At 74.5% G+C, this 21,986-nt stretch carries 16 protein-coding genes; 11 read left to right on the forward strand and 5 right to left on the reverse strand.

Annotated elements, in window-relative coordinates:
- Window positions 1-151: 151 nt before the first annotated feature.
- Both OG403_RS02220 and OG403_RS02225 read left to right on the forward strand, forming a co-directional pair.
- Window positions 152-1,462, forward strand: a complete 1,311-nt coding sequence (locus tag OG403_RS02220) for a glycosyltransferase (protein ID WP_329560947.1) — start codon at window positions 152-154, stop codon at window positions 1,460-1,462.
- Between the two features lie 95 nt (window positions 1,463-1,557).
- Complete coding sequence (locus OG403_RS02225) at window positions 1,558-1,974, forward strand: GNAT family N-acetyltransferase (protein WP_329560948.1); 417 nt, start codon at window positions 1,558-1,560, stop codon at window positions 1,972-1,974.
- A 13-nt stretch (window positions 1,975-1,987) separates the two neighbouring features.
- Here OG403_RS02225 and OG403_RS02230 read toward each other — a convergent pair whose 3' ends face one another.
- On the reverse strand, window positions 1,988-2,671 hold the full coding sequence (locus OG403_RS02230) for a class I SAM-dependent methyltransferase (RefSeq protein WP_329560950.1): 684 nt from the start codon (window positions 2,669-2,671) through the stop codon (window positions 1,988-1,990).
- Window positions 2,672-2,807: 136 nt separating this feature from the next.
- Complete coding sequence (locus OG403_RS02235) at window positions 2,808-3,746, reverse strand: aminoglycoside phosphotransferase family protein (RefSeq protein ID WP_329560952.1); 939 nt, start codon at window positions 3,744-3,746, stop codon at window positions 2,808-2,810.
- A gap of 110 nt (window positions 3,747-3,856) precedes the next feature.
- On the opposite strand from OG403_RS02235, the gene OG403_RS02240 reads away from it, so the two are divergent.
- The 4 genes from OG403_RS02240 to OG403_RS02255 all read left to right on the forward strand — a co-directional run bounded on the left by OG403_RS02240 (window position 3,857) and on the right by OG403_RS02255 (window position 6,894).
- Window positions 3,857-4,330, forward strand: coding sequence for a carboxymuconolactone decarboxylase family protein (locus OG403_RS02240; RefSeq protein WP_329560954.1), 474 nt, complete (start codon window positions 3,857-3,859; stop codon window positions 4,328-4,330).
- Window positions 4,331-4,402: 72 nt separating this feature from the next.
- Window positions 4,403-5,326, forward strand: a complete 924-nt coding sequence (locus tag OG403_RS02245) for an RNA polymerase sigma-70 factor (protein ID WP_329560956.1) — start codon at window positions 4,403-4,405, stop codon at window positions 5,324-5,326.
- 20 nt (window positions 5,327-5,346) lie between these two features.
- Window positions 5,347-5,892: a GNAT family N-acetyltransferase gene (locus OG403_RS02250; RefSeq protein ID WP_329560957.1), complete on the forward strand. Its 546-nt coding sequence runs from the start codon at window positions 5,347-5,349 to the stop codon at window positions 5,890-5,892.
- Window positions 5,893-6,054: 162 nt separating this feature from the next.
- Complete coding sequence (locus tag OG403_RS02255; RefSeq protein ID WP_329560959.1) at window positions 6,055-6,894, forward strand: SAM-dependent methyltransferase; 840 nt, start codon at window positions 6,055-6,057, stop codon at window positions 6,892-6,894.
- Window positions 6,895-6,930: 36 nt separating this feature from the next.
- On the opposite strand, the gene OG403_RS02260 is transcribed toward OG403_RS02255, so the two are convergent.
- Window positions 6,931-7,971: an NAD(P)-dependent alcohol dehydrogenase gene (locus tag OG403_RS02260; protein ID WP_329560960.1), complete on the reverse strand. Its 1,041-nt coding sequence runs from the start codon at window positions 7,969-7,971 to the stop codon at window positions 6,931-6,933.
- A gap of 270 nt (window positions 7,972-8,241) precedes the next feature.
- Here OG403_RS02260 and OG403_RS02265 point away from each other — a divergent pair, with 270 nt between their 5' ends.
- Together OG403_RS02265 and OG403_RS02270 are read left to right on the forward strand one after the other, a co-directional pair.
- A complete protein-coding gene (locus OG403_RS02265) occupies window positions 8,242-9,309 on the forward strand; it encodes a terpene synthase family protein (RefSeq protein ID WP_329560961.1) in 1,068 nt (355 codons plus the stop codon).
- Window positions 9,310-9,484: 175 nt separating this feature from the next.
- Complete coding sequence (locus OG403_RS02270; protein WP_329560962.1) at window positions 9,485-9,880, forward strand: hypothetical protein; 396 nt, start codon at window positions 9,485-9,487, stop codon at window positions 9,878-9,880.
- A 30-nt stretch (window positions 9,881-9,910) separates the two neighbouring features.
- On the opposite strand, the gene OG403_RS02275 is transcribed toward OG403_RS02270, so the two are convergent.
- Window positions 9,911-11,437 (reverse strand): SDR family oxidoreductase, encoded by a 1,527-nt coding sequence (locus tag OG403_RS02275; protein WP_329560963.1) that lies wholly within the window; start codon window positions 11,435-11,437, stop codon window positions 9,911-9,913.
- Window positions 11,438-11,638: 201 nt separating this feature from the next.
- On the opposite strand from OG403_RS02275, the gene OG403_RS02280 reads away from it, so the two are divergent.
- The gene (locus OG403_RS02280) at window positions 11,639-12,352 is read left to right on the forward strand and encodes an alpha/beta fold hydrolase (protein WP_329560964.1); all 714 of its coding nucleotides are present in this window, start codon (window positions 11,639-11,641) and stop codon (window positions 12,350-12,352) included.
- An 81-nt stretch (window positions 12,353-12,433) separates the two neighbouring features.
- Here OG403_RS02280 and OG403_RS02285 read toward each other — a convergent pair whose 3' ends face one another.
- The gene (locus tag OG403_RS02285; protein WP_329572053.1) at window positions 12,434-13,306 is read right to left on the reverse strand and encodes an EamA family transporter; all 873 of its coding nucleotides are present in this window, start codon (window positions 13,304-13,306) and stop codon (window positions 12,434-12,436) included.
- Window positions 13,307-13,453: 147 nt separating this feature from the next.
- Between OG403_RS02285 and OG403_RS02290 the strand changes: the two genes are divergently transcribed.
- Window positions 13,454-14,317: a MurR/RpiR family transcriptional regulator gene (locus OG403_RS02290; RefSeq protein ID WP_329560966.1), complete on the forward strand. Its 864-nt coding sequence runs from the start codon at window positions 13,454-13,456 to the stop codon at window positions 14,315-14,317.
- A 469-nt stretch (window positions 14,318-14,786) separates the two neighbouring features.
- Window positions 14,787-21,974 (forward strand): SDR family NAD(P)-dependent oxidoreductase, encoded by a 7,188-nt coding sequence (locus tag OG403_RS02295; RefSeq protein ID WP_329560967.1) that lies wholly within the window; start codon window positions 14,787-14,789, stop codon window positions 21,972-21,974.
- The last annotated feature ends 12 nt before the right edge of the window (window positions 21,975-21,986 follow it).

A 21,986-nucleotide genomic window follows, 5' to 3' on the forward strand; every position in this document is an offset into this window, starting at 1 on the left:
AGCGCTCACCCGAGTCGGTAGGAGGCCACGGTCACGGCCTCCTACCGTACGGGCTGAAGGCGCGAGCGGTCAGCCGGGATCGGTGCCGCTCGACGCCTCGCTCGGTCGTGCCCCCAGGCCGAGCGCCCCTCGTCGAGCGGAAGATCGATCAATGCGGGTTCTTGAGCACTCCTCCTCGCAGGGCAGCACTCCGGCCGTCCCGACGCCCGGTGCCCGGACCGGTCCGCTGCGCGCGCTGGTGATCACCGGCAGCGTCGGCGCCGGGCACAACGGCGCGGCGTTCGAGCTGGTCCGACGGCTGGCGGCGCGCGGGGTCGAGGCCGACTGCCGCGACTACCTGGACGCCCTGCCCCGGCGCTACCGGCTACTGCTGCGCGACGGCTACGAGTTCACCGCCGGCCGCACGCCGTGGGCGTTCGAGTGGCTGTTCCGCAGCGAGGAGCGCGAGTCGCTGGTGCGCTCCCTCACCCTGCACCTCTGCCGTTCGGCCGCCGGTGAGTTGGCGCGCTGGGTCGGCGGCGACCACGACGTGGTGGTGACCACCTTCCCGTTCGCCGCCCAGACGCTGGGCATGCTGAAGGAGGACGGCACGCTGACCGCGCCCGCGGTCTGCTACCTCACCGACCCGGCGCCGCACCGGCTCTGGGTGCACCCGCGGCTGGACGCGCACCTGACGGTCACCGGGGCCACCGCCGCCGAGGGCAGCGCGCGCTACGGGGTGCCGATGGCGGCGGCCGGCCCGCTGGCGCCCGCGGCGTTCGGCGAGCGCCCCGACCCGGCGGTCCGGGCGGCGCTGCGGGCCGAGTTCGGCGTGCCGCCCGAGCGGCGGATGGCGCTGCTGGTGACGGGCTCGCTGGGGCTCGGTGACGTGATGTCCGCCGTCCGGGCGCTGCGGGCCGCCGAGGACACCGTGCCCGTGGTGCTCTGCGGCCGCAACGAGCGGCTGCGGCAGCGGATCGCGGCGCTGCCGGGCGTGGTGGCGCTGGGCTGGCGCACCGACGTACCCGCGCTGATGGCGGCCGCCGATGTGCTGGTGCACAACGCGGGCGGCCTCTCGCTGACCGAGGCCATGGTCGCGGGCCTGCCCGCCGTCAGCTACGAGGTGCTCTCCGGTCACGGCCGGGCGAACGCGGCCACCTTGGCCAAGGCCGGGCTGGCGCCCTGGCCGCGCGACCCCGAGCAGCTCTCCCTGGCGCTGGCCCGGCAGGCGGCGCGTGGCCGGGTCCACCTGGCACCGCTGCCGGAGCACCGGCAGGCCGCCGCCGTGGTGGCCGAGTTGGCCCGACGCCGGCGCGAGCAGGGCCCGCACGAGCAGGGCCCGCACGAGCCCGCACCGACCCGCGAGGGGGCCCGGCTGCCGGGGCTGCGGCAGGCGGGTCGGCTCCGGCTGCCGCGCAGGCGGCCGGCCGCGGGCACCGAGGCGCTCACCGAGCCGGCCGCGAGTGCCGGTCGGATCTCCTGACCCGCCGCCGGCCGACCGCGCGGGGCCGGGGCAGCTCCGCAGAAGTTCGCGAAAGGGGGTGAGCAGAGCCGTGGGCGCGTGGCAGGCTGCTCCGCATGGTGATCACTGGTGGTGCGCCGCAGGTCGGCGATGAGGGTCTGCTGGTGTGTCCCGAACTGGCGGACGCCGAGCTCAACGCGTTGTTCGACGCGTCCTGGCCGGCCCACCGGCCGATCTCGTTCGCGCCGATGTTCGCCCGGAGTCTGCTCTGGATCGCGGCTCGTCGCGGGAGCCGGCTGGCCGGGTTCGTCAACGTGGTCGGAGACGGGGGTGCGCACGCCTTCATCCTGGACACCACCGTGCACCCGGACGAGCGCCGCCAGGGGCTCGGGGTCCGGCTGGTGCGCGCAGCCGCCGAGGGGGCGCGGGCGCGCGGTGCCCAGTGGCTGCACGTGGACTACGAGCCGCACCTGGAGTCCTTCTACGGCCGGTGCGGGTTCCGGCCGACCGCCGCCGGCCTGCTGCGGCTCTGAGCCGGCCGGCACGTCAGGACCGGACGGCCGGCCCGCCGGGCTTGACGGCATACAGGAACAGGTGTTCCTCCGGCCCCATCCCGGGAAAGTCCGGCTGGAAGACGCTGAGTTGCTCGTGGACGACGTCCAGGCCCACCTTGTGCAGCAGCTGCCCGAAGGCTTCGGCCGGGTAGCTGGTGCAGCGCACCCGCCGGCCCATCCACTGGACCTGCGCGTCCTCGGCGTCGAAGGGCACCGTGGCGAAGACGAACAGCCCGCCCGGCGCCAGCCAGTCGGCGATCCGCTCCAGGGTGGCATCCAGGTCGGCGCGCGGCATCTGGAGCAGCGGGAAGAACGCCGTGACGGCATCCCAACGGCCGGGCTCCCCACTCACGCAGCGCACGTCGACCCGCTCGAAGCGCGCACCGGGCACCTGGGCGCGGGCGAGGTCGACCATGATGGCGGACACGTCGTAGCCGGTCACGTCGTGTCCGGCCGCGGCGAGCCGCTCGGCGGTGGGCCGGCCGGTGCCGGATCCGATGTCGAGCACCTTCGCCGGTTCGGGCAGGCCGGCCAGCAGCCAGTCGATCGCGGCCAGTTGCTCGGGCAGCTGGGCGTAGGCGTCCTCGTACAGCTTGCCGAGCGAGTCGAACAGGCGGGCGGTCGCCTCGGCCGAGCCGTGCGGCCGGGCGGGAAAGACGGCGGGTTCCACGGGCATGGTTGGCGGGTGCTCCTGTTCCGGGCTTGATCATCAAGTCCAGCCGGACACTACACTGCGGAGCCGACTTCTCACTCCGCGTCGTCGATGAGTGGCACCCGGGGCCGCGCACCCGGTAGGATCCCGAAGAGCGGGCCTATCCGCGCTGTGTGAGCAACTCCGCCAGCTGGTCGACGAATTCGGTGAGCCAGGCAAGCCGCGCCCCGCCGCGCGCGACCCGGAAGCCGTGGCGGCGCCCCCAGAACGCGGCCCGGACGGCGTGGAACTGGGCCCAGCGCCGCGCGCGTTCGCGATCGAGTTCGGCGGCCTCGGTGAAGACGTCCAGCGTCCGCAGCACGGCCCGGCGCCGGTCGGGCGCCTCGATGAACGCCAGCGCGCGGGCCTTGAGCAGCGTGCCGCCGTCGTAAGCGGGGTCGCCCGCATATCCCTTGGGGTCGACGACCAGCCACGGTTCACGCTCGGCGCGCAGGATGTTCCTGGCGTGCAGGTCGCCGTGAACGATCAGGTCCGGCTGGGCCCGGCCCAGCTCGCGCGCGGTCGCCACCGCGGCGTCCACCGCGTGGCGCGACATCGTGTGCGTCAGCTCCTCGGCATCCCGGCGCAGGCGCTCCGCCCACTCCTCGGCCTGCTCCCGCAGCCGGGGCAGGCCGGGCGGCGCGGGGACGGCCAGGCGGCGGTTGAGCCGGCCGGCGACCGAGGCGATCTCGTCGCCGTCCTCGACCTCCGCCAGGGTCGAGGTCCGCACCCGTTCGAGCAGCATCGCGAAGCGCTCGTCGTCCCGCTCGTGCAGCAGCACGGCGCCGCGCCCGCCCCAGGCCGCGAACGCGTCCGGCTCATGGACGTTGCCGGGGTGCGGGAACGACACCTTCAGCACGGCGGCGCCCTCGCCCCCGCCCCGGCGGCGCACCGGGACGACGACCCCGACGCCGCCGTGCACCACCGCACCGTCCGGCACGCAGCTCCAGCGTTCCATCAACTCGTCCACGATCACGGGCAGTTCGGCCAGCCAGGCGGCTCCGGGGGCTCCTTCGCGGTCAACGGTGCCGCGCGCGAACTGCTCTGGTACCTCGATCATGCGGGCACTCTAGCGGCGGCGAGACGCAGGTCACATTCGGCCATGTCACAGCGGGTCGGGCTGTCCCGTCTCAGGGGGTGCAAGCACAAACGACCACCGAGGAGCACGCGATGGACGCACGGCTGAACTACTTCACCGACCCGACCGCCGGCAAGACCATGAAGCACGTCATGGCGACGGGCAAGGCGATCAAGGACTCGCCGCTGCCGACCGCCACCCAGGAGCTGGTGGCGCTCCGGGTCAGCCAGATCAACGGCTGCGCCGTCTGCATCGACATGCACACCAAGGACGCCACCGCGGCCGGTGAGACCCCGGTGCGGCTGAACCTGGTCGTGGCCTGGCGGGAGGCCACGGTCTTCACCGAGGCCGAGCGCGCCGCGCTGGAGCTGGCGGAGGCGGGGACCCGGGTCGCGGACGCGGCCGGCGGGGTCAGCGACGAGGTGTGGGCGCACGCCGCCGAGCACTACGACACCGAGCAGCTCACCGCCCTGGTGATCCTGATCTCCTTCATGAACATGGTGAACCGGGCGAACATCATCACCCGGCAGCCGGCCGGCAGCTACGAGCCCGGGCAGTTCCACTGAGCGGCACCGGCGGGATCAGCGGGATCAGCGGGATCGTCTGAACGGCATCGGCAGCGGGGGAAGGGAGTCGGCGTGAGCAAGGTCGAGGAGTTCGAGGAGCTGCGACCGCTGCTCTTCTCGATCGCCTACCGGATTCTGGGCGGTGTGGGCGAGGCCGAGGACGCGGTGCAGGAGACCTGGCTGCGCTTCGCCGGCTCCGCGACCCGGCCCACGTCGACCAAGGCCTTCCTGTCGGCCACGGTGACGCGGATCTCGATCGATGTGCTCCGCTCGGCGCGGGTGCGGCGGGAGGCGTACGTGGGCCCGTGGTTTCCCGAGCCGCTGCTGAGCGACCCGTACCAGGATCCGGCGCGCTCGGTGGAGCTGGCCGACTCGGTGTCGATGGCGGCACTGCTGCTGCTGGAGCGGCTCAGCCCGCTGGAGCGCGCGGTCTTCGTGCTGCGCGAGGTGTTCGACTTCGGCTTCCCGGAGATCGCGGCGACGGTGGGGCGCAAGGAAGCGGCCTGCCGCCAGCTCGCGGCCCGGGCGCGCCGTCACATGGACGCGGGCCGACCCCGGTTCGAGGCCGACCGGGCCGAGCGCGAGGAGCTCGCCGGGCGGTTCTTCGAGGCCTTCAGGAAAGGCGACGTCGACGGCCTGCGGGAGCTGCTGGCCGCCGACGTCGAACTCGTCGGGGACGGCGGCGGCAAGGCCCCGCTCTTCGCCCGGCTCGTCGCCGGCCCCGAGCACGTGGCCCGGCTGCTCGGCGCGCTCGCCCCGCAGTACGTCCGGGTCGGCGTGGCGGTGGAGCCGCGGCAGATCAACGGCCAACCCGGGGCGGTCTTCCGCGACCGGGACGGCAAGGTCCTCAGCATCCTGGTGCTCGATGTCCTGGACGGGCAGGTCCAGATGATCCGCTCGGTGATGAACCCCGACAAGCTCGGGCACCTCGGTCCGGTGGCGGACGCCTGGGCACTCAAGCACGAGGTGAACCAGGCTCGCCGGACCAGGGGTTGACCGATCATTATGATCATCAGATGTCCAATGACTACCTGGCCCAGGGCGACCGCGTCGCCATCCGAGAGCTGCGGCGCGACGATCGCGCCGCCTTCACCCGGCTCGCGCGCGAGAACGCGCAGCTGCACCGTCCCTGGCTCGCCCCGCCCAGCACCGACGCCGAGTTCGACGCCTACGCCGCACGGCTCGAGGAGCCGGCCCGCGAGGGCTTCGCCATCTGCCTGCTGGAGACCGGCGAGCTGGCCGGATACGTCAGCATCAACAACATCGTGCACGGTGCCTTCCGCTGCGGCGCGCTGGGCTACGGCGCCTTCGTGGCAGGGCGCGGGCTGGTCCGTGAAGGTGTCGGCCTGCTCCTGCGGCACGCGTTCGACACGCTCGGACTGCACCGCCTGGAGATCAACGTCCAGCCGGGCAACACCGGATCCATCGCACTGGCCAAGCGTCTCGGGTTCCGCCTCGAAGGCCTGTCGCCGGACTTCCTGTTCATCGACGGGGCCTGGCGCGACCACGAGCGCTGGGCGATCACGGCAGACATGGTGGACCTGGTGGACTCGACGGGCTGACCCACGCCGCGCGAGCGGTAACCGGGCGGACCCGCGCCGCTGGCAGTCCGTCAGCTGCCCGTCTCCCCATTGAATGTCGCAGCATGATCAGCGATCATGCTGCGCAGTGGACGATCGGCGGCGCACCTCCCCGCCGCGGTAGCCGCGATCTGGGAGAGTGCCGTGAGTGCCGCGCCGGAGCAGGACCAGCAGACCAGAGCCGACTGGCAGCCCGCCTCGTTCGAGACTCCGGCGCCGAACATCGCGCGCGTCTACGACTACCTGCTGGGCGGCAAGGACAACTACGCCCCCGATCGTCAGCTCGCCCAGCGGATCGAACAGACGCTGCCCGAGGTGCACCTCGGGGTGAAGGCGCAGCGGGCGGTGTTGCGGCGGGTGGTGCGGTACCTGGTCGGCGAGGCGGGGCTGCGGCAACTGCTCGACATCGGCTCGGGGTTGCCGACCGCCGACAACGTGCACCAGATCGCGCGGGCCCTGGAGCCGGACACCAGGGTGGTGTACGTCGACAACGACCCGGTGGTGCTGGCGCACGCCCGCGCGCTGCTGGCCGACAACCGCGAGACGGTGGTGGTGGCCGGGGACCTGCGGCAGCCCGCCGCGCTGCTGGCCGATCAGCGGCTGCGTGCGCACCTGGACTTCGGGCAGCCGGTCGGACTGCTGCTCTGCGGGATCCTGCACTACGTGCTGGACGAGGAGGAGCCGGCCCGGATCGTGCGCGAGCTGGTCGACGCGCTGCCGTCCGGCAGTTACGTCTTCGTCCACCACCTGCTGTCCGCCGGCGACGACGCCGAGGCCGCCGCCACCGAGGCGGTGCTGCGCCAGGGCGTGGGCCGGGCGCAGTTCCGTACCGTGGCACAGGTCGGCGCGTTCTTCGACGGCCTGGAGCTGGTCGATCCCGGGGTGGTCACGGTCTCCGAGTGGCACCCCGAGGCCGACGCCCCGAAGCTCGGCGAGAACCCGGTGCTGCGGCTGGCGGCGGTCGGCGTGGCGCGCAAGCCCTGAGCTGTCCTGTGCGGCGGGGGGCTGGGGGCTGGGGCGTCACAGGGTGGCCGTGTCGATCACGAAGCGGTAGCGGACGTCGCTCGCCAGGACCCGCTCGTACGCGTCGTTGATCTGGTCCGCGCCGATCAGCTCGATCTCGGCCGCCACCCCGTGCCCGGCGCAGAAGTCCAGCATCTCCTGGGTCTCGGCGATACCGCCGATGCCCGAGCTGCTCATGCTGCGCCGGTTGCCGAACAGCGACTGGAGCACCAGGTGCACCGGCTCCTCCGGCAGCCCGAGGTTCACCATGGTCCCGTCGGTGCGCAGCAGCGACCCGTAGGCGGCGAAGTCGAGCGGGGCGGAGACGGTGTTGAGGATGAGGTCGAAGCTGCCCGCCAGCTCCTCGAAGGTCCTCGGGTCGCTGGTGGCGTGGTAGTGGTCGGCACCCAGCCGCAGGCCGTCGTCCTTCTTGCGCAACGACTGGGACAGCACGGTGACCTCGGCACCGAGCGCGTGCGCGATCCGCACCCCCACGTGGCCGAGGCCGCCGAGCCCGACCACCGCGACCCGCCTGCCGGGGCCGGCCCGCCAGTGCCGCAGCGGTGAGTAGGTGGTGATGCCGGCGCACAGCAGCGGGGCGGCCACGTCCAGCGGGAGGCCGTCCGGGATGCGCACCACGTAGTTCTCGTCGACGACGATCTGCTGCGAGTAGCCGCCGTAGGTGGGCCGCCCGTCCGTGCCGACCGCGTTGTAGGTCCAGACCGGGCCGTCGGCGCAGTACTGCTCCAGCCCCGCCCGGCAGTTGTCGCACACCCGGCAGGAGTCGACCATGCAGCCGACGCCGACCCGGTCGCCGACCCCGAACTTCGTCACACCGGGCCCGACGGCGGAGACGACGCCCGCGATCTCGTGGCCCGGCACCATCGGGAAGATCGCCTCGCCCCAGCCCTCGCGGACCTGGTGGATGTCGGAGTGGCAGATGCCCACGAAGGTGATGTCGATCCGCAGATCGTGCTCGCCGACCGCGCGGCGCTCGATGGTCCTCCGCTCCAGCGGGGCCTTGGCGGCGGGTGCGGCGTAGGCGGCAACAGTGGTCATGACGAGGTTCTCCCGGGGGTGCTCCTGGTCGTGGGGGGTGCTCCTGGTCGTGCCGACGGCTACCTCCATTGTCGACGCCTCGGAACACCCCTGCGACTCGGCGAGCGACTCGGCGGGCCAGGGGGCGCGACGCCGGGCTGCCGGCCGGCCTCGGCCACCGCGAGTGCCGATCCGGCGGACCTGGTCGAGCATCTGACGCTACGTCATGACGTCGGGCCACCCTGATGGACAAGTGCGGCCAGGCAGCCGGGCACAGGCGAAACCGCCGCCATGGCTACCGAGGATGAGAGCATGCTCACCGAACGCGACACCCTCCACGGGCTTCCCGGCCCGGTCGTCCGCCCGGCCGGAATCGCGGAAGCGATGCACCCGATCACGCTCCCGAAGTTCCGGCTGCCGCTCCCCTCCATGGGCTGCAATCCGCTGCGGGAGGCGGCGGGTTCGGCGATGTGGGCCTGGGCCGAACAGTTCGGCCTGTGCGCCTCGATGACGGTGCGCCGGCGCATGGAGCGCACCCAGGCCGAGCTCTGGTGCGCGCTGACCGACCCCGGCGCCGGGCTCGAGGAACTCACGCTGCGGTGCCAGTGGACGTTCTGGGCGTTCGTCGTCGACGACGAGTTCGACGACGACGGCGCGGGCCAGGTCCCGGCCCAGACCCGCGAGGCGATCGGCGACCTGCTGGGAACCCTGCACGGCACCCGGCCGCCGACCGGCCCCGCGACGCTCGCCCTGGCGGACCTGTGGGAGCGCACCCGGGCCGGCCGCTCGCCGGGCTGGCAGCGGGTCTTCCGCGCCGACACCACCGCGTGGCTGTGGACCTACTACCGGGAGGCCGTCGAACGCGCCGCCGGTCAGGTGCCGGCCGTCGAGGACTACCTGCTGCACCGCCGGGACTCGATCGGCATGGGGATGTTCCTGGACCTCTTCGAGGCGCCGCCGCGCATCGACCTTCCCGGCCACGCACGTCAGTTGCCCGGGCTCCGGGCGCTGCGACACGCGGTGATGGATCACGTCGCCCTGTACAACGACATCTGCTCGGCCCAGAAGGAGGGCGCGGTCGGCTACTACCACAACGCGGTCTTCGTCCTGCGGCACCACCGGGGCGGCTCCGTGCAGGACGCCGTCGAAAAGGTGGAGAGCATGCGGGTCGCGTGCGCCGAGCGGGCCATCCGGGCCGAGCGGCAACTGGCCGCACAGCTGGCGGCCGTCGCGGTCAGTGATCCGGTCCGCGCCGCCCTGCGGCGCTACACCGAACACCACCGCACGCTCCTGCGCGGTGACTTCGAGTACCACGCGCGCGCCCAGCGGTACCAGCCCGAGCCGCAGCCGGCGGCGTAGCCGGAGCCGGCGGCCACCGCCGACCAGTCGGCGACGGGCGTCTGGCCGGCGCGGGGAGCGACTGGTTACGGGAGCGCTGCGACTGGGCGCTGCGACTGGCCGGGGCCGGTCGGCCGACCGACGATGGCAGCAGCGGCCGGCCGGTCGCCCGCCCAGCCACCAGGGGGTCTGCGCCATGAACCATCGCTTGCTGCGGGCCACCGGTGCCGCAACCGCCCTCTACGGCCTCGCGGTGACCCGGCGGCCAGCCCTGCTGGCCCGGCCCTCGGGACTGGCCGACGCGGACGGCGGGGTGTCCACCGAACTGGCCACCTGTCTGCGCCCGCTCGCCTTCCGGGACGCCGCCAGCGGGCTGGCGATGCTACTGGCCCCCGACGAGCGCAGCCTGCGGGTGGCGACGCTGGTGCGGATCGCGGCCGACTTCGGTGACGCGGCGCTACTGGCCCGCGCGCTGCCGCAGCGGCGGCACCGGGCGATGGCGCTGGCGGTGTCGGTCGGCTGGGGCGGGCTGTCGGTGGCCGGGCTGCTGGCGCGGGGCGGTGGAGGGCGAGGGGTGACGGGCGGGGGCTGACGGCTGACGGCTGACGGCTGACGGATAATGTCAGCGCGACGAGCGAGCCTGTTCGGTGATGTTGCGGACCATGCCACCGAAGACCACGCTGTGGAACGGCGCCACGGACCACCAGTAGGCGTGCCCGGCGAGCCCGTGCGGATGGAACAGCGCCCGCTGCCGGTACACCGCGCCGGCCGTACCGTCCTGGTGGGACGCCGGGCCGACCGACAGCTCCAGCCAGGCCAGCCCGGGCAGCCGCATCTCGGCCCGCAGCCGCAGCAGGCGTCCGGGCTCGATCTCCTCCACCCGCCAGAAGTCCAGCGAGTCGCCGACCCGCAGGTGCGCCGGATCGCGCCGGCCCCGGCGCAGGCCGACCCCGCCGACCAGGCGGTCCAGCCAGCCGCGCAGGGCCCAGGCGAGCGGGAAGGAGTACCAGCCGTTCTCGCCGCCGATGCCCTCCACCACCCGCCACAGCGCCTGCGGGGTCGCGGCCACCGAGCGTTCGCGCAGGTCCTGGTAGAGGCTGCCGCCGGCCCAGGAGGGATCAGTGGGCAGCGGGTCGCTGGGCGCACCGGGCAGCGAGGCGGACGACCAGCGGGTGCTGACCTGCGCGTCCCGGATCCGCTGGAGGGCGAGCCGGACCGCCTCGTCGAAGCCGATCAGGCCGTGCGGCGGGTCGGGCAGGTAGCGGGCGATGTCGTGCTCGGCGCAGACCACCTCGTGGCGCAGCGAGGCGACCAGCGGCTTGGCGATGGAGTTCGGTACCGGTGTCACCAGGCCCACCCAGTGGCTGGACAGCCGGGGCGTCAGCACCGGCACCGGGACGATGAGCCGGCGCCGCAGCCCGGCGGCCCGGGCGTACCGCACCATCATCTGGCGATAGGTCAGGACCTCGGGGCCGCCGAGGTCGAAGCTCCGGTTGACCTCGGCCGGCAGATCCGCCGCGCCGACCAGGTAGCGCAGCACGTCGCGCACCGCGATCGGCTGGATCCGGGTGTTCACCCAGCTCGGGGTGACCATCACCGGCAGCCGCTCGGTGAGGTAGCGCAGCATCTCGAAGGAGGCGGAGCCGGAGCCGAGGATCACGGCCGCGCGCAGTTCGGCCGTCGGCACGCCGCTGGCCCGCAGGATCCGGCCGACCTCCGCCCGGGAGCGCAGGTGCGGGGAGAGCTCGGCATCGGGCACCCCGGCCGGGAGCAGGCCGCCGAGGTAGACGATCCGGCGCACGCCCGCCGCCCGCGCCGCCGCCCCGAAGGCGCGGGCCGCGTCCCGGTCGCGGGCCTCGAAGTCCGGGCCGGTGCCGAGCGAGTGGACCAGGTAGTAGGCGGTGCGCACCCCGTCGAAGGCGCCGCGCAGGCTCTCGGGCCTGCTGACGTCGGCGGTGACCGTCTCGACCTCGGCCCGCCACGGGTGGTCGCGCAGCCGCCCCGGGTCGCGGACCAGGCAGCGCACGGTGTGCCCGGCGGCCAGCAGTTCGGGCACCAGTCGGCCGCCCAGGTAGCCGGTGGCACCGGTGACCAGGCTGCGCGGCGCGGCGGCTGCGGTGGGCGGTGGGGTGCTGGTCGGCTCGGGCATCGGATCGCCTTCCCGTGGTCCGGATCGGGTTGCCGGCCGGTCGGCGTGGCCGGGGGCCGGCGGACCTGGCCGGTCACCTTGATGATCGTCGATCCCGGGATTCGTCGGCGGTTCCCGCGCCGCCTTCGCGCAGCGGCCCGGTATCGCGCCCGCAGCGCCCTCGCACCACTCCCGCTCGGCGACCGTGACTATCGTGTCGCCATGCCCATGGTCCAGGTCGGCGATCTCGACCTCTACTACGAGGTCCACGGCGCCGGCCCGCCGCTGCTGCTGATCGGCGGCCTCGGAGCGGACCTGACGCTCCTCGCGCCGCTGACCGAGCGGCTCGCCCGCAGCCACCAGGTGATCGTCTTCGACAACCGGGGTGCCGGGCGGTCCGGCAAGCCCGACCTGCCGTACTCGATCCCGCTGCTGGCCGCCGACACCGTGGGGCTGCTGGACGCCCTGGGCATCGGGCGCGCCCACCTGCTGGGCATGTCGATGGGCGGCCGGATCGCCCTGGAGATCGCGCTCGACCACCCCGGGCGGGTCGACCGGCTGGTGCTGGTCGCCACCTCGGCGGCAGGGCGCGGCCGACTCACGCTGTCCTGGCCGATGCGGGTGATGCGGGCGGCCAGGCGGCTCGGGCTCGTCCGCCGCGCGCACCCGCAGCCGGACTTCGCCTTCCGGCGCCAACTCGCGGCGAGCGTGAGCTATTCGGCCGTCGACCGGCTCGGCGGTGTTCGAGCGCCGACCCTGATCCTGCACGGCCGCCAGGATCGCTCCATGCCGCCGAGCGCCGCCGAGGCGACGCGGGCGGGCATCCCCGGTGCGCGGCTGGAACTCTTCGACGGCGGGCACCTGTTCTTCCTGCTGGCGCAGCGCGAGGCGGTGCTGGCGCGGGTCGAGGAGTTCCTGGCGCAGCCGCGCCGGTAACGCCCCGGGCCGGGCGGCGCACCCGGGCGGACCACGCCGGTAGCGCCCGGGCGGACCGCGCCGCAGTCGTGGCTCGCGCCGTCAGGGATGCGCCAGTTCCAGCACCGCGATCCCCGCCAGCACGGTGGCGCTCGCGCCGATCCGCTGGTGGCCGAGCGGCTCGCGGAAGACCAGGGCCCCGATCGCGGCGGCGATGACGATGCTGGTCTCGCGCAGCGCCGCGATGGTGGCCAGGTCGCCCCGGGCCTGCGCCCAGACCACCAGGCCGTAGGCGACCAACGACAGCATCCCGCCGGTGAGTCCGCGCGCCAGGTACGGCTTGGCCTGGGCGACCAGGGCCCGGCCGCGCAGCACGCAGGCGGCCAGCGGCAGGATCGGGCCCTGGCAGAGGTAGAGCCAGGCGAGGTAGCCGGAGACCGTCCCGGAGTGCCGGACCCCGACGCCGTCGACGATGGTGTACGAGGCGATCATCACCCCGGTGCCCACGGCGGCTGCCAACGCTGGGAGTTGAGCCCGGCCCGGCAGGCCGTCGGCGAGCGCCAGCCCGGCCAGGCCCAGGCAGATCACCGCGACGCCGGCCGCTCCCTGGGCGGAGAGCGGCTGGCCCAGCGCGAGCGTGGCGATCACCGCCACCAGGAGCGGCGAGGTGCCGCGCGCGATCGGATAGAGCTGGCCGAAGTCACCGAGCCGGTAGGTCTGCAGCAGCAGTACCTGGTAGGCGGCCTGGAGTGCGGCGGAGGCGGCGATGAACGGCCAGGCCGAGGCGTCCGGCAGCGGGGTGAAGCAGACCGCGACAGCGGCGACGCCGGTGAATGCCAGGCCGATCAGCGCGAAGCCGACCAGCTTGTCCTTGATCGCATGGGCCAGCGCGTTCCAGGTCGCGTGCAGCACGGCGGCGGCCAGCACCACGTACGGGACGGCACCCGCCCCCGCCGGTGCCGGCAGAGCGGCCATGGACAGGTCGGCCATGGACAGAGCGGCCATGGACATGAGCACACCTTCCCGTCGCGGAGCTCGCGGAACTCGCGTCGCCGGTGGAACGCGCGGAGTTCACGGAGCTCACGGAACTTCTGGAACTGATTTCCGCGCTATCGTAGACCCATGGAATCCAGTTCCGTAAGCGGTGGTCAGCTCGCCGCCCATGTCCGCGCCCACCTGCCGGGCCTGCGCGACGCCGAGGCGCGCGTCGCCCAGGTCGTCCTCGACCAGGGCGCCGACCTGCCGAACCTGACCATCGGCGATGTCGCCGCGCTGGCCGGCACGGCGCCGTCCTCGGTGGTCCGCGCCTGCCAGCGGCTCGGCTTCCGCGGCTTCCAGCAGCTGAAGCTGGCGGCCGCCCGCCAGGCACCCCGCCCGGACCCGACCACCGAGCAGGACACCGCCGAACAGGACCCCGCCGTCCGGGCGTTGACCGACACCCTGCGTGCGGCCCGGGAGGCCCTCGACGGGCTGACCGCCACCCTGGACGCCGCCGAGCTGCGCGCCGCCGCCGAGTTGCTCGGCTCGGCGAGCCGGGTGCTGGTGGTCGGCGCCGGCCTCTCCGGCGCGGTGGCCCTGGACGCCGCCTACCGCCTGCGCGCACTGGGCTGCGCCGTCGACGCCCCCGCCGACCCCAGCACCGCCCAACTGGCCGCCGGGCTGCTGTCGCCCGGCGCCGTCTGCCTGGCCATCAGCCACACCGGCGCCAGCCGCACCACCGTCGACGCCGCCCGGCTAGCCCGTGGCACGGGCGCCGACGTGATCGCCCTGACCAGCACCACGCACTCCCCCCTGAGCGACCTGAGCAGCCGGACCCTGGTGGCCGGCGGCCAGGACCTCATCCTCGGCCTGGAGACCGTCGCCAGCCGCCTGGCCCACCTGGCGGTGATCGACGCCCTCGCCCTGACCCTGCTGACCTTGCGCGGCGCGAGCGCGGAGCAGGCGCTGTTCCTGTCCGCCGGGATCACGGCGGACCACCTCTACTGAGCAAACTGATCGTCAACGTACCACCGGCATGCGACCGTTGACAGCAGGCGAGAGTCTTGGTAAGTCCCGGCGTTCAACTGCGGAGCCGACGGCCGGCCGCCCGAACTCCCGGCCCACTGACCAGGAATGACCGCTGACGTTCCATCAGAATTTTCTGATGGTATGTCAGTAGGCCTCCTCCAGCTGACTGCGGAGTCACCACCGCTCGGACACCACTCGGACACCACTCGACCGGCGCTCCACGCGGAATCGAAAGCACCCGCACGTAATGTCATGGTTCCGTGGACATTGACATGGCCGCGCAACGTGGGCTTAACCTGTCGGGCACTACCCGTCGGTAGCGTCCATCGTGAACCGGACAGCGCCACCAGCAATGGCACCCTCGTGTCCCAGCGAGGGCGTCTGGTGATGCCCTGCGCCGGGAGTCGCACCTGCCCCGACTGCGCCGTGACTCTTACCCGGAGAGCCCATGCTGAGGCCCACCTTACCGCTGACCGATCTCGTCATCGGGATCACACCGTTCCAGGAACCGGACGCCGGGCTCGCCGAGGCAGTCTGCCGCGCCGGAGCCCTGGGGGTGCTGGATCTGGGGAGCGGTGACCGCCATGCGCGCGAGGAGTTCGCCAGACTCCGGGAGAGAGTCCCTGGCCGCTTCGGCGTCCGGATCGGGCCCGACTGCCGCCTCTCACCAGCGGATCTGCGCCCGGCGGGCGGATGCGGAAACACCCTGCTGCTGGCCGTGGACACTCCCGGCTGGGCACTCCCCGCGCTGGCCCGGGAGTACCGCCTGCTCGTCGAAGTGACCGACCTGACACAGGCGCTGGCCGCCGTTCGCGCCGGGGCCCACGGACTGATCGCGCGCGGCGCCGAGAGCGGCGGGCGGGTCGGCGAGTTGAGCACCTTCGTGCTGCTGCAGCAGCTGGTCGGTGCGCCCGAGATCGAGGTGCCCGTCTGGGCGGCCGGCGGGATCGGGCCGCACACCGCGGCCGGGGCGGTGGCCGGTGGCGCCGTGGGCGTGGTGCTGGACAGCCAACTCGCGCTGCTGGCCGAGTCCGCGGCCTCCCAGGAGGCCGCGGCGGCCGTGCGCGGCATGGACGGATCCGAGACCAGCGTGGTCGACGGCCGCCGGGTGCTGAGCAGGAGTACGGCCGATCGTGCGCTGACGGTCGGTCAGGACGGCTTTCTCGCGGCTCGGTTCGCCGAGCGGTGGGGCACGGTGGCCCGCACCGTGCACGGTCTGCGGACAGCCGTGCTGGACGGGCTGCGGGCGGTCACCGCGCCGGGCGCGGCCGCCGAGCTGCTCGGCCCCCGGGCACCGCTCAGCCTGGCGCTCGGCACCGCACTGCCGGTGGCGCAGGGGCCGATGACCAGGGTCAGCGACCAGCCGGGGTTCGCGGCCGCGGTGGCCGAGGCCGGCGCGCTGCCGTTCGTGGCGCTGGCGCTGGCCGGCCCGGAGCAGACCCGGGAGCTGCTCGCGCGGACCACCGAGGCCGTCGGTGGACTCCCCTGGGGAGTCGGCGTGTTGGGCTTCGCACCGGAAGAGGTCCGCAGCGCCCAGCTGGCGCAGGTGCTGGCCGCCCGACCCAGCCACGCGGTGATCGCGGGCGGACGCCCCTCGCAGGCCCGGGTGCTGGAGGAGGCGGGCATCCGCACCTTCCTGCACGTGCCCTCGCCCGGTCTGCTGGGCCAGTTCCTGGCGGACGGGGCGCGCCGGTTCGTCTTCGAGGGCGCGGAGTGCGGCGGACACGTCGGCCCCCGGCACAGCTTCCCGCTCTGGGAGGCGCAGTTGGCGGTGCTGGCGGACTTCCTCGACGCCGCGCCGCAGGCCGACCGGCAGGCCGCGCGGGTGGAGCTGCTCTTCGCGGGCGGCGTGCACGACGAGCGCTCGGCGGCGATGGTGGCGGCGATGACCGCGCCGCTGGCCGCCCGGGGGGTGGCCGCCGGGGTGCTGATGGGCACGGCGTACCTGTTCACCGAGGAGGCGGTGGCCCACGGCGCGGTGCGGCCGCAGTTCCAGCGCCAGGTCCTGGCGGCGCGGCACACCGAGCTGCTGCAGACCGCGCCCGGCCACGCCACCCGGTGCGTCCCGAGCCCCTTCACCGCGGAGTTCGAGCTGACCAGGCAGCGGCTGCGGGCGGACGGCGTGCCGGACCGGCAGATCTGGGAGCAGCTGGAGCAGCTGAACGTCGGGCGGTTGCGGATCGCCAGCAAGGGCGTCGACCGGGTGGCGGGGACGCTCGCCCCGGTGGACGAGCAGGGGCAGCTGGAGCGGGGCATGTTCATGGCCGGGCAGGTCGCCGTGCTGCGCTCGGACACCACCACGCTGGCCGAGCTGCACGCGGCCGTCAGCACCGGCGCGGCCGGCTACCTGGCCGCCCGGGGAGCGGAGTTGGCGGAGCGGCTGGGACTGGCGATCCCCGCCGAGGCGGAGCCGGCGCCGGAACCGCTGGAGATCGCCGTGATCGGCATGGCGGGGATGTTCCCCGGCGCGCCGGACCTGCCCGCGTTCTGGGCGAACGTGGTGCACGGGGTGGACTCGGTGACCGAGGTGCCGGCCGAGCGCTGGGACCCGGCGCTCTACCACGCGGCCGACGGCGCTCCCGGCACCACTCCGTCCAAGTGGGGCGGGTTCCTGCCGCCGATCCCGTTCGACCCGCTGAGCTACGGCATCCCGCCGGCCGCGCTCGGCAGCATCGAGCCGGTGCAGCTGCTGGCGCTGGAGGCCGCGCGCCGCGCCCTGCTGGACGCGGGGTACGACGGCGGCGGTGCCGAGGGCGGCCGGGACTTCGACCGCTCCCGCACCAGTGTGGTCTTCGGCGCGGAGGCGGGCAGCGACCTGTCGAACGCCGGGGTGCTGGGCGCGGTGCTGCCGTCCTACCTGGGCACGGTGCCGCCGGCGATCGCCGAGCAGCTGCCCGAGCTCACCGAGGACTCCTTCCCCGGCATGCTCTCCAACGTCATCGCGGGGCGGATCGCCAACCGGCTCGACCTGGGCGGGGCCAACTTCACCGTCGACGCGGCCTGCGCCTCCTCGCTCGCCGCGCTGGACGTGGCCTGCAAGGAACTTGCCGCCGGCACCGCCGACCTGGCGCTGTGCGGTGGCGCCGACCTGCACAACGGGATCAACGACTTCCTGCTCTTCGCCTCGGTGCACGCGCTCTCCCCCACCGGCCGCTCCCGCCCGTTCGACGCATCGGCGGACGGCATCGCGCTGGGCGAGGGTGTGGGCTGCCTGGTGCTGAAGCGGCTGGCGGACGCCGAGCGGGACGGCGACCGGGTGTACGCCGTGGTCCAGGGGGTCGGCAGCGCGAGCGACGGCCGCTCGCTGGGCCTGACCGCGCCCCGGCCCGAGGGGCAGCGGCTGGCGCTGGAGCGGGCCTACCGCAGCAGCGGCGTCCAGCCGGCCGAGGTCGGCCTGCTGGAGGCGCACGGCACCGGCACCGTGGTCGGCGACCGCACCGAACTCGCCACGCTGACCACGGTGTTCGCCGAGGCCGGGGCAGCGCCCGGGAGTTGCGCGCTGGGGTCGGTCAAGTCGCAGATCGGGCACACCAAGTGCGCGGCCGGGCTGGCCGGGCTGATCAAGGCGTCACTGGCGCTGCACACCGGTGTCAAGCCGCCCACCCTGCACCTGGCGCAGCCGAACGCGGCCTGGCAGGCGGCGGACAGCCCGTTCGCGTTCCACGCCGAGGCCCGGCCGTGGGCCGCACCGCCGGCCCAACGGGTGGCCGGCGTCAGCGCCTTCGGCTTCGGCGGCACCAACTTCCATGCGGTGCTGCGCGGCTACGACGGCCCGTCGCCGGTGCACGGACTGCAGGAGTGGCCGGCCGAGCTGTTCACCTTCCGGGGCACCGACCGGGCCAGGGCGCTGCGCGCGGTGTCCGAGCTGCTGCGCCTCGCGCGGGCCGAGGGTGCGCCCTGGCGGCTGCGCGACCTGGCGCTGGCCGCCTCCCGGCGCGCGGAGTCGGCGCAGGGTCCGGTGCGGGTCGCGGTGGTGGCCTCGGACCTCGCCGAGCTGACCGCGCTGCTGGAGCGGGCGCTGGACGGGGAGCAGAGCCCGGCCGACGGGCTGTACCTGGCCGCCGAGGACGGCGAGGACACCGGCGAGCTCGCCTTCCTCTTCCCCGGGCAGGGCAGCCAGCGGCCCGGGATGTTCGCGGAGCTCTTCTCGGCCTTCCCGGGCGTGCAGCGCCACCTGCGGCTGGGCGAGGCGTACGCCGACGTGCTCTACCCGCCGCTGGCCTTCACGCCCGAGGCCCGCGAGGCGCAGCGCGGCGCGGTGACCGACACCCGGGTGGCCCAGCCGGTGCTCGGCATGGCCGGGCTGGCCGCCTACGAGCTGCTGGCGCTGGCCGGGGTCCGTCCGCAGCTGGCGGGCGGCCACAGCTACGGCGAGCTGGTCGCACTCTGCGCGGCGGGCGCGCTGGCGGCCGAGGACCTCCCCGCGCTCGGCGCCGAGCGGGCCCGGGCCATCCTGGACGCGGTCGGCGAGGGCGCGGACCCCGGGTCGATGGCGGCGGTGACGGCCGGTGCCGAGCAGGTCGAGCAGCTGCTGGCGGCGGCCGGGCTGGCCGGCCGGGTGGTCGCCGCCAACCACAACGCGCCGCGCCAGACGGTCATTTCGGGCGCCACCGAGGAGGTGGCCGCCGCGACGAAGCTGCTGCGGGAGGCCGGGCACGACGTCAAGCGGCTGCCGGTCGCCTGCGCCTTCCACAGCCCGCTGGTGGCGGGCGCCGGCGAGCGGTTCGCCCAGGCGCTGGCCGCCCGCGCGGTGCGGGCGCCGGAGTTCCCGGTCTTCGCCAACCGGACCGCCGCCGCCTACCCGCTGGACCCGGCCGGGGTGCGGGCCGAACTGGAGGCCCAGATCGGCGCGCCGGTGCGCTTCGTGGCGCAGCTGGAGGCCATGTACCAGGCGGGCGCGCGGGTCTTCGTCGAAGCCGGCCCCGGGTCGGTGCTGACCCGCCTGGTGTCGGCGGTGCTCGGCGACCGGCCGCACCGCGCGGTGGCCCTCGAGGGACGCCGGCGCGGACTGCCCGGCTTCCTCGACGCGCTGGCCGAACTGGCCGTCGCGGGCGTTCCGGTGCGCACCGAACGGCTGCTGCGCGGCCGGGACGCGGTGGACGCGAGCCGGGCGCGGGCCACCCGCCGGCCCGGCTGGACGGTGGACGGACAGCTGGTGCGAACCGCTGCCGGAGAACTGCTGCCCGGTGCGCTGGCACCGGCCCGACTCGTGCCGGAGGCGCTGATGACCGACCACGTACCGCAACCGACCGGCGGGGACGCCCTGGTCTCGGAGTTCCTTCGCAGCAGCCGGGAGTTGATCGCGGCGCAGCGGGACGTGCTGCTGAGTTACCTCGGTGGCCCGGCCGGTGGGACGGTCGGTGTGCCCGCCGCGCTCTCGTTGCCGGCCGCCGTCCTACCGGTACCGTCGCCGGCCCTCGCCGCGGCTCCCGCGCCGGCGGTCACCGCGACCCCGGCCGTCGTGCAACCACCCGCGGCGGGGGACCTGTCGGTCCTGGTGGTGGAGGTGATCAGTGAACGCACCGGCTACCCCGCCGACATGATCGAACCCGACCTCGACCTCGAAGCCGACCTCAGCATCGACTCCATCAAACGCACCGAGATCATCGGCCAACTCGCCAGGCGCCTCGGCACGGCCGGCGAACTCGGCCAACTCACTGACGACCAGATCGAAGAACTCTCCCGCGCCCGCACCACCGCCGCCATCACCGACTGGCTCACCGCCCGGATCGGCAGTGCGGCTCCGGCGGTCACCGCGACCCCGACCGCCGTGCAACCGCCCGCGATCGGCGACCTGTCGGTCCTGGTGGTCGAGGTGATCAGCGAACGCACCGGCTACCCCGCCGACATGATCGAACCCGACCTCGACCTCGAAGCCGACCTCAGCATCGACTCCATCAAACGCACCGAGATCATCGGCCAACTCGCCAGGCGCCTCGGCGCCGCCACCGAACTCGGCCAACTCACCGACGACCAGATCGAAGAACTCTCCCGCGCCCGCACCACCGCCGCCATCACCGACTGGCTCACCACCCGGGTGCACCGGGCCGCACCGGAACCGGCCGCCGCCACCCCGCTGCCTGACGAACCGTCAGCAGTGGTGGGACACGAACCGCTGCGCCTGGAGTTCCGGCTCGCACCGCTGACCGAGGCCACCGGGAGCCCGGCGGCGCTGGCCGGCAAGCGCTTCGTCCTGCTCGGCGAGGACGGCCACGGCGTCCGCGAGGCGCTGACCGCCCGGCTGGCCGCGCACGACGCGCAGGTGCTGACCGTGGACGCCGCTCACCAACTGTCGGCGGCGGACGGGCCGGTGGACGGCGTGCTGCTGCTCGACCCGCTCGCGATCGACGGCGCTCCGGTGCTGCCGGGCTGCGTGCCCGCGCTACAGGCCGCCCTCGCCACCTCGCCCCGCTGGCTCCTTGCCGCCCGAACCGCTCGACTCGCCCGACCGGACGGCACCCCGGCAGACGGTGCCTCGACAGACGGCGCCCCGGCAGACCGCGCGCCGCTGGACAGCGGCCGGACGGCCGGGCTGCGCGGGCTGTTCCGCACGCTGGCCCGCGAGTACCCGGACACCGTGGCCCGGCTGGTCGAGCTGGACCCGGTGGACCCAGCCCGGGCGGCCGACACGCTGCTCGGCGAGCTGCTGGCCGAGGACCGCGAGCCGGTGGTGCTGCGCGGTGCGAGCGGGCGCCAGGGCCTGACCCTGGTGGAGTCGGGCCTCGGGCTGCTGGGCAGCACGGGCGCCGGTCCGGCCGGCGACGGCGTGGCGGAGGCCGCGGCGCTGGGGCTGGACCAGGACGCCGTGGTGCTGCTGGTCGGCGGCGCGCGCGGGATCACCGCGCGGTTCGCGGCCACGCTGGCCGCCGCCGGCCGGTGCCGCCTGGAGCTGCTGGGCCGCACCGCGCCGCCCGAGGGCCCCGAGGACCCGCTGACGGCCGCGGCCCGCGACCGCGCCGCGCTGCGGACCGCGCTCGCCCGCCAGGGCGTGCCGCTGCCCGAGATCGACGCCACCGCCTCCCGGCTGCTGGCCGGGCGCGAGGTCGCGGCGACGCTCGACGAACTGTCGGCGCTCGGCTCACCGGCCCGCTACCGGGCGGTGGACGCCGCCGATCCGGCCGCGCTGCGCCAGGCGGTCAAGGAGGTCTACGCCGAGTACGGCCGGCTGGACGGCGTGGTGTACGCGGCGGGCGTGATCGAGGACAAGGTGCTCGCCGAGAAGGACCCGCGCTCCTTCCGCCGGGTCTTCGCCACCAAGGCCGACGGCGCCCGGGCGCTGCTGGACGCGCTGGCCGAACTGCCGGAGGGGCCGCGCTTCACGGTGCTCTTCGGCAGTATCGCGGCGGCGCTCGGCAACCGGGGCCAGAGCGACTACGCGGCGGCCAACGACGCGCTCGAGGAGCTGGGCGCCCGCTGGGCCGAGCGCACCGAGTGCCGCGCGCTCACCGTGCACTGGGGTCCGTGGGCACCGTCGGGCGCGCACGGCGGCATGGTCTCCGCCGAGTTGGCGCACGACTACGTGCGGCGGGGCGTGCGGCTGATCGACCCGGCGGCGGGCACCCTGGCGCTGCTGCGCGAGCTCGCCTGGGGCGCGGAGCAGACCCGGTCCGTGGTCTACACCGCGTCGGGCTGGTGACGGCGCCGGTGG

The sequence above is a fragment of the Kitasatospora sp. NBC_01266 genome, assembly GCF_036242395.1.
Classification (GTDB): domain Bacteria; phylum Actinomycetota; class Actinomycetes; order Streptomycetales; family Streptomycetaceae; genus Kitasatospora.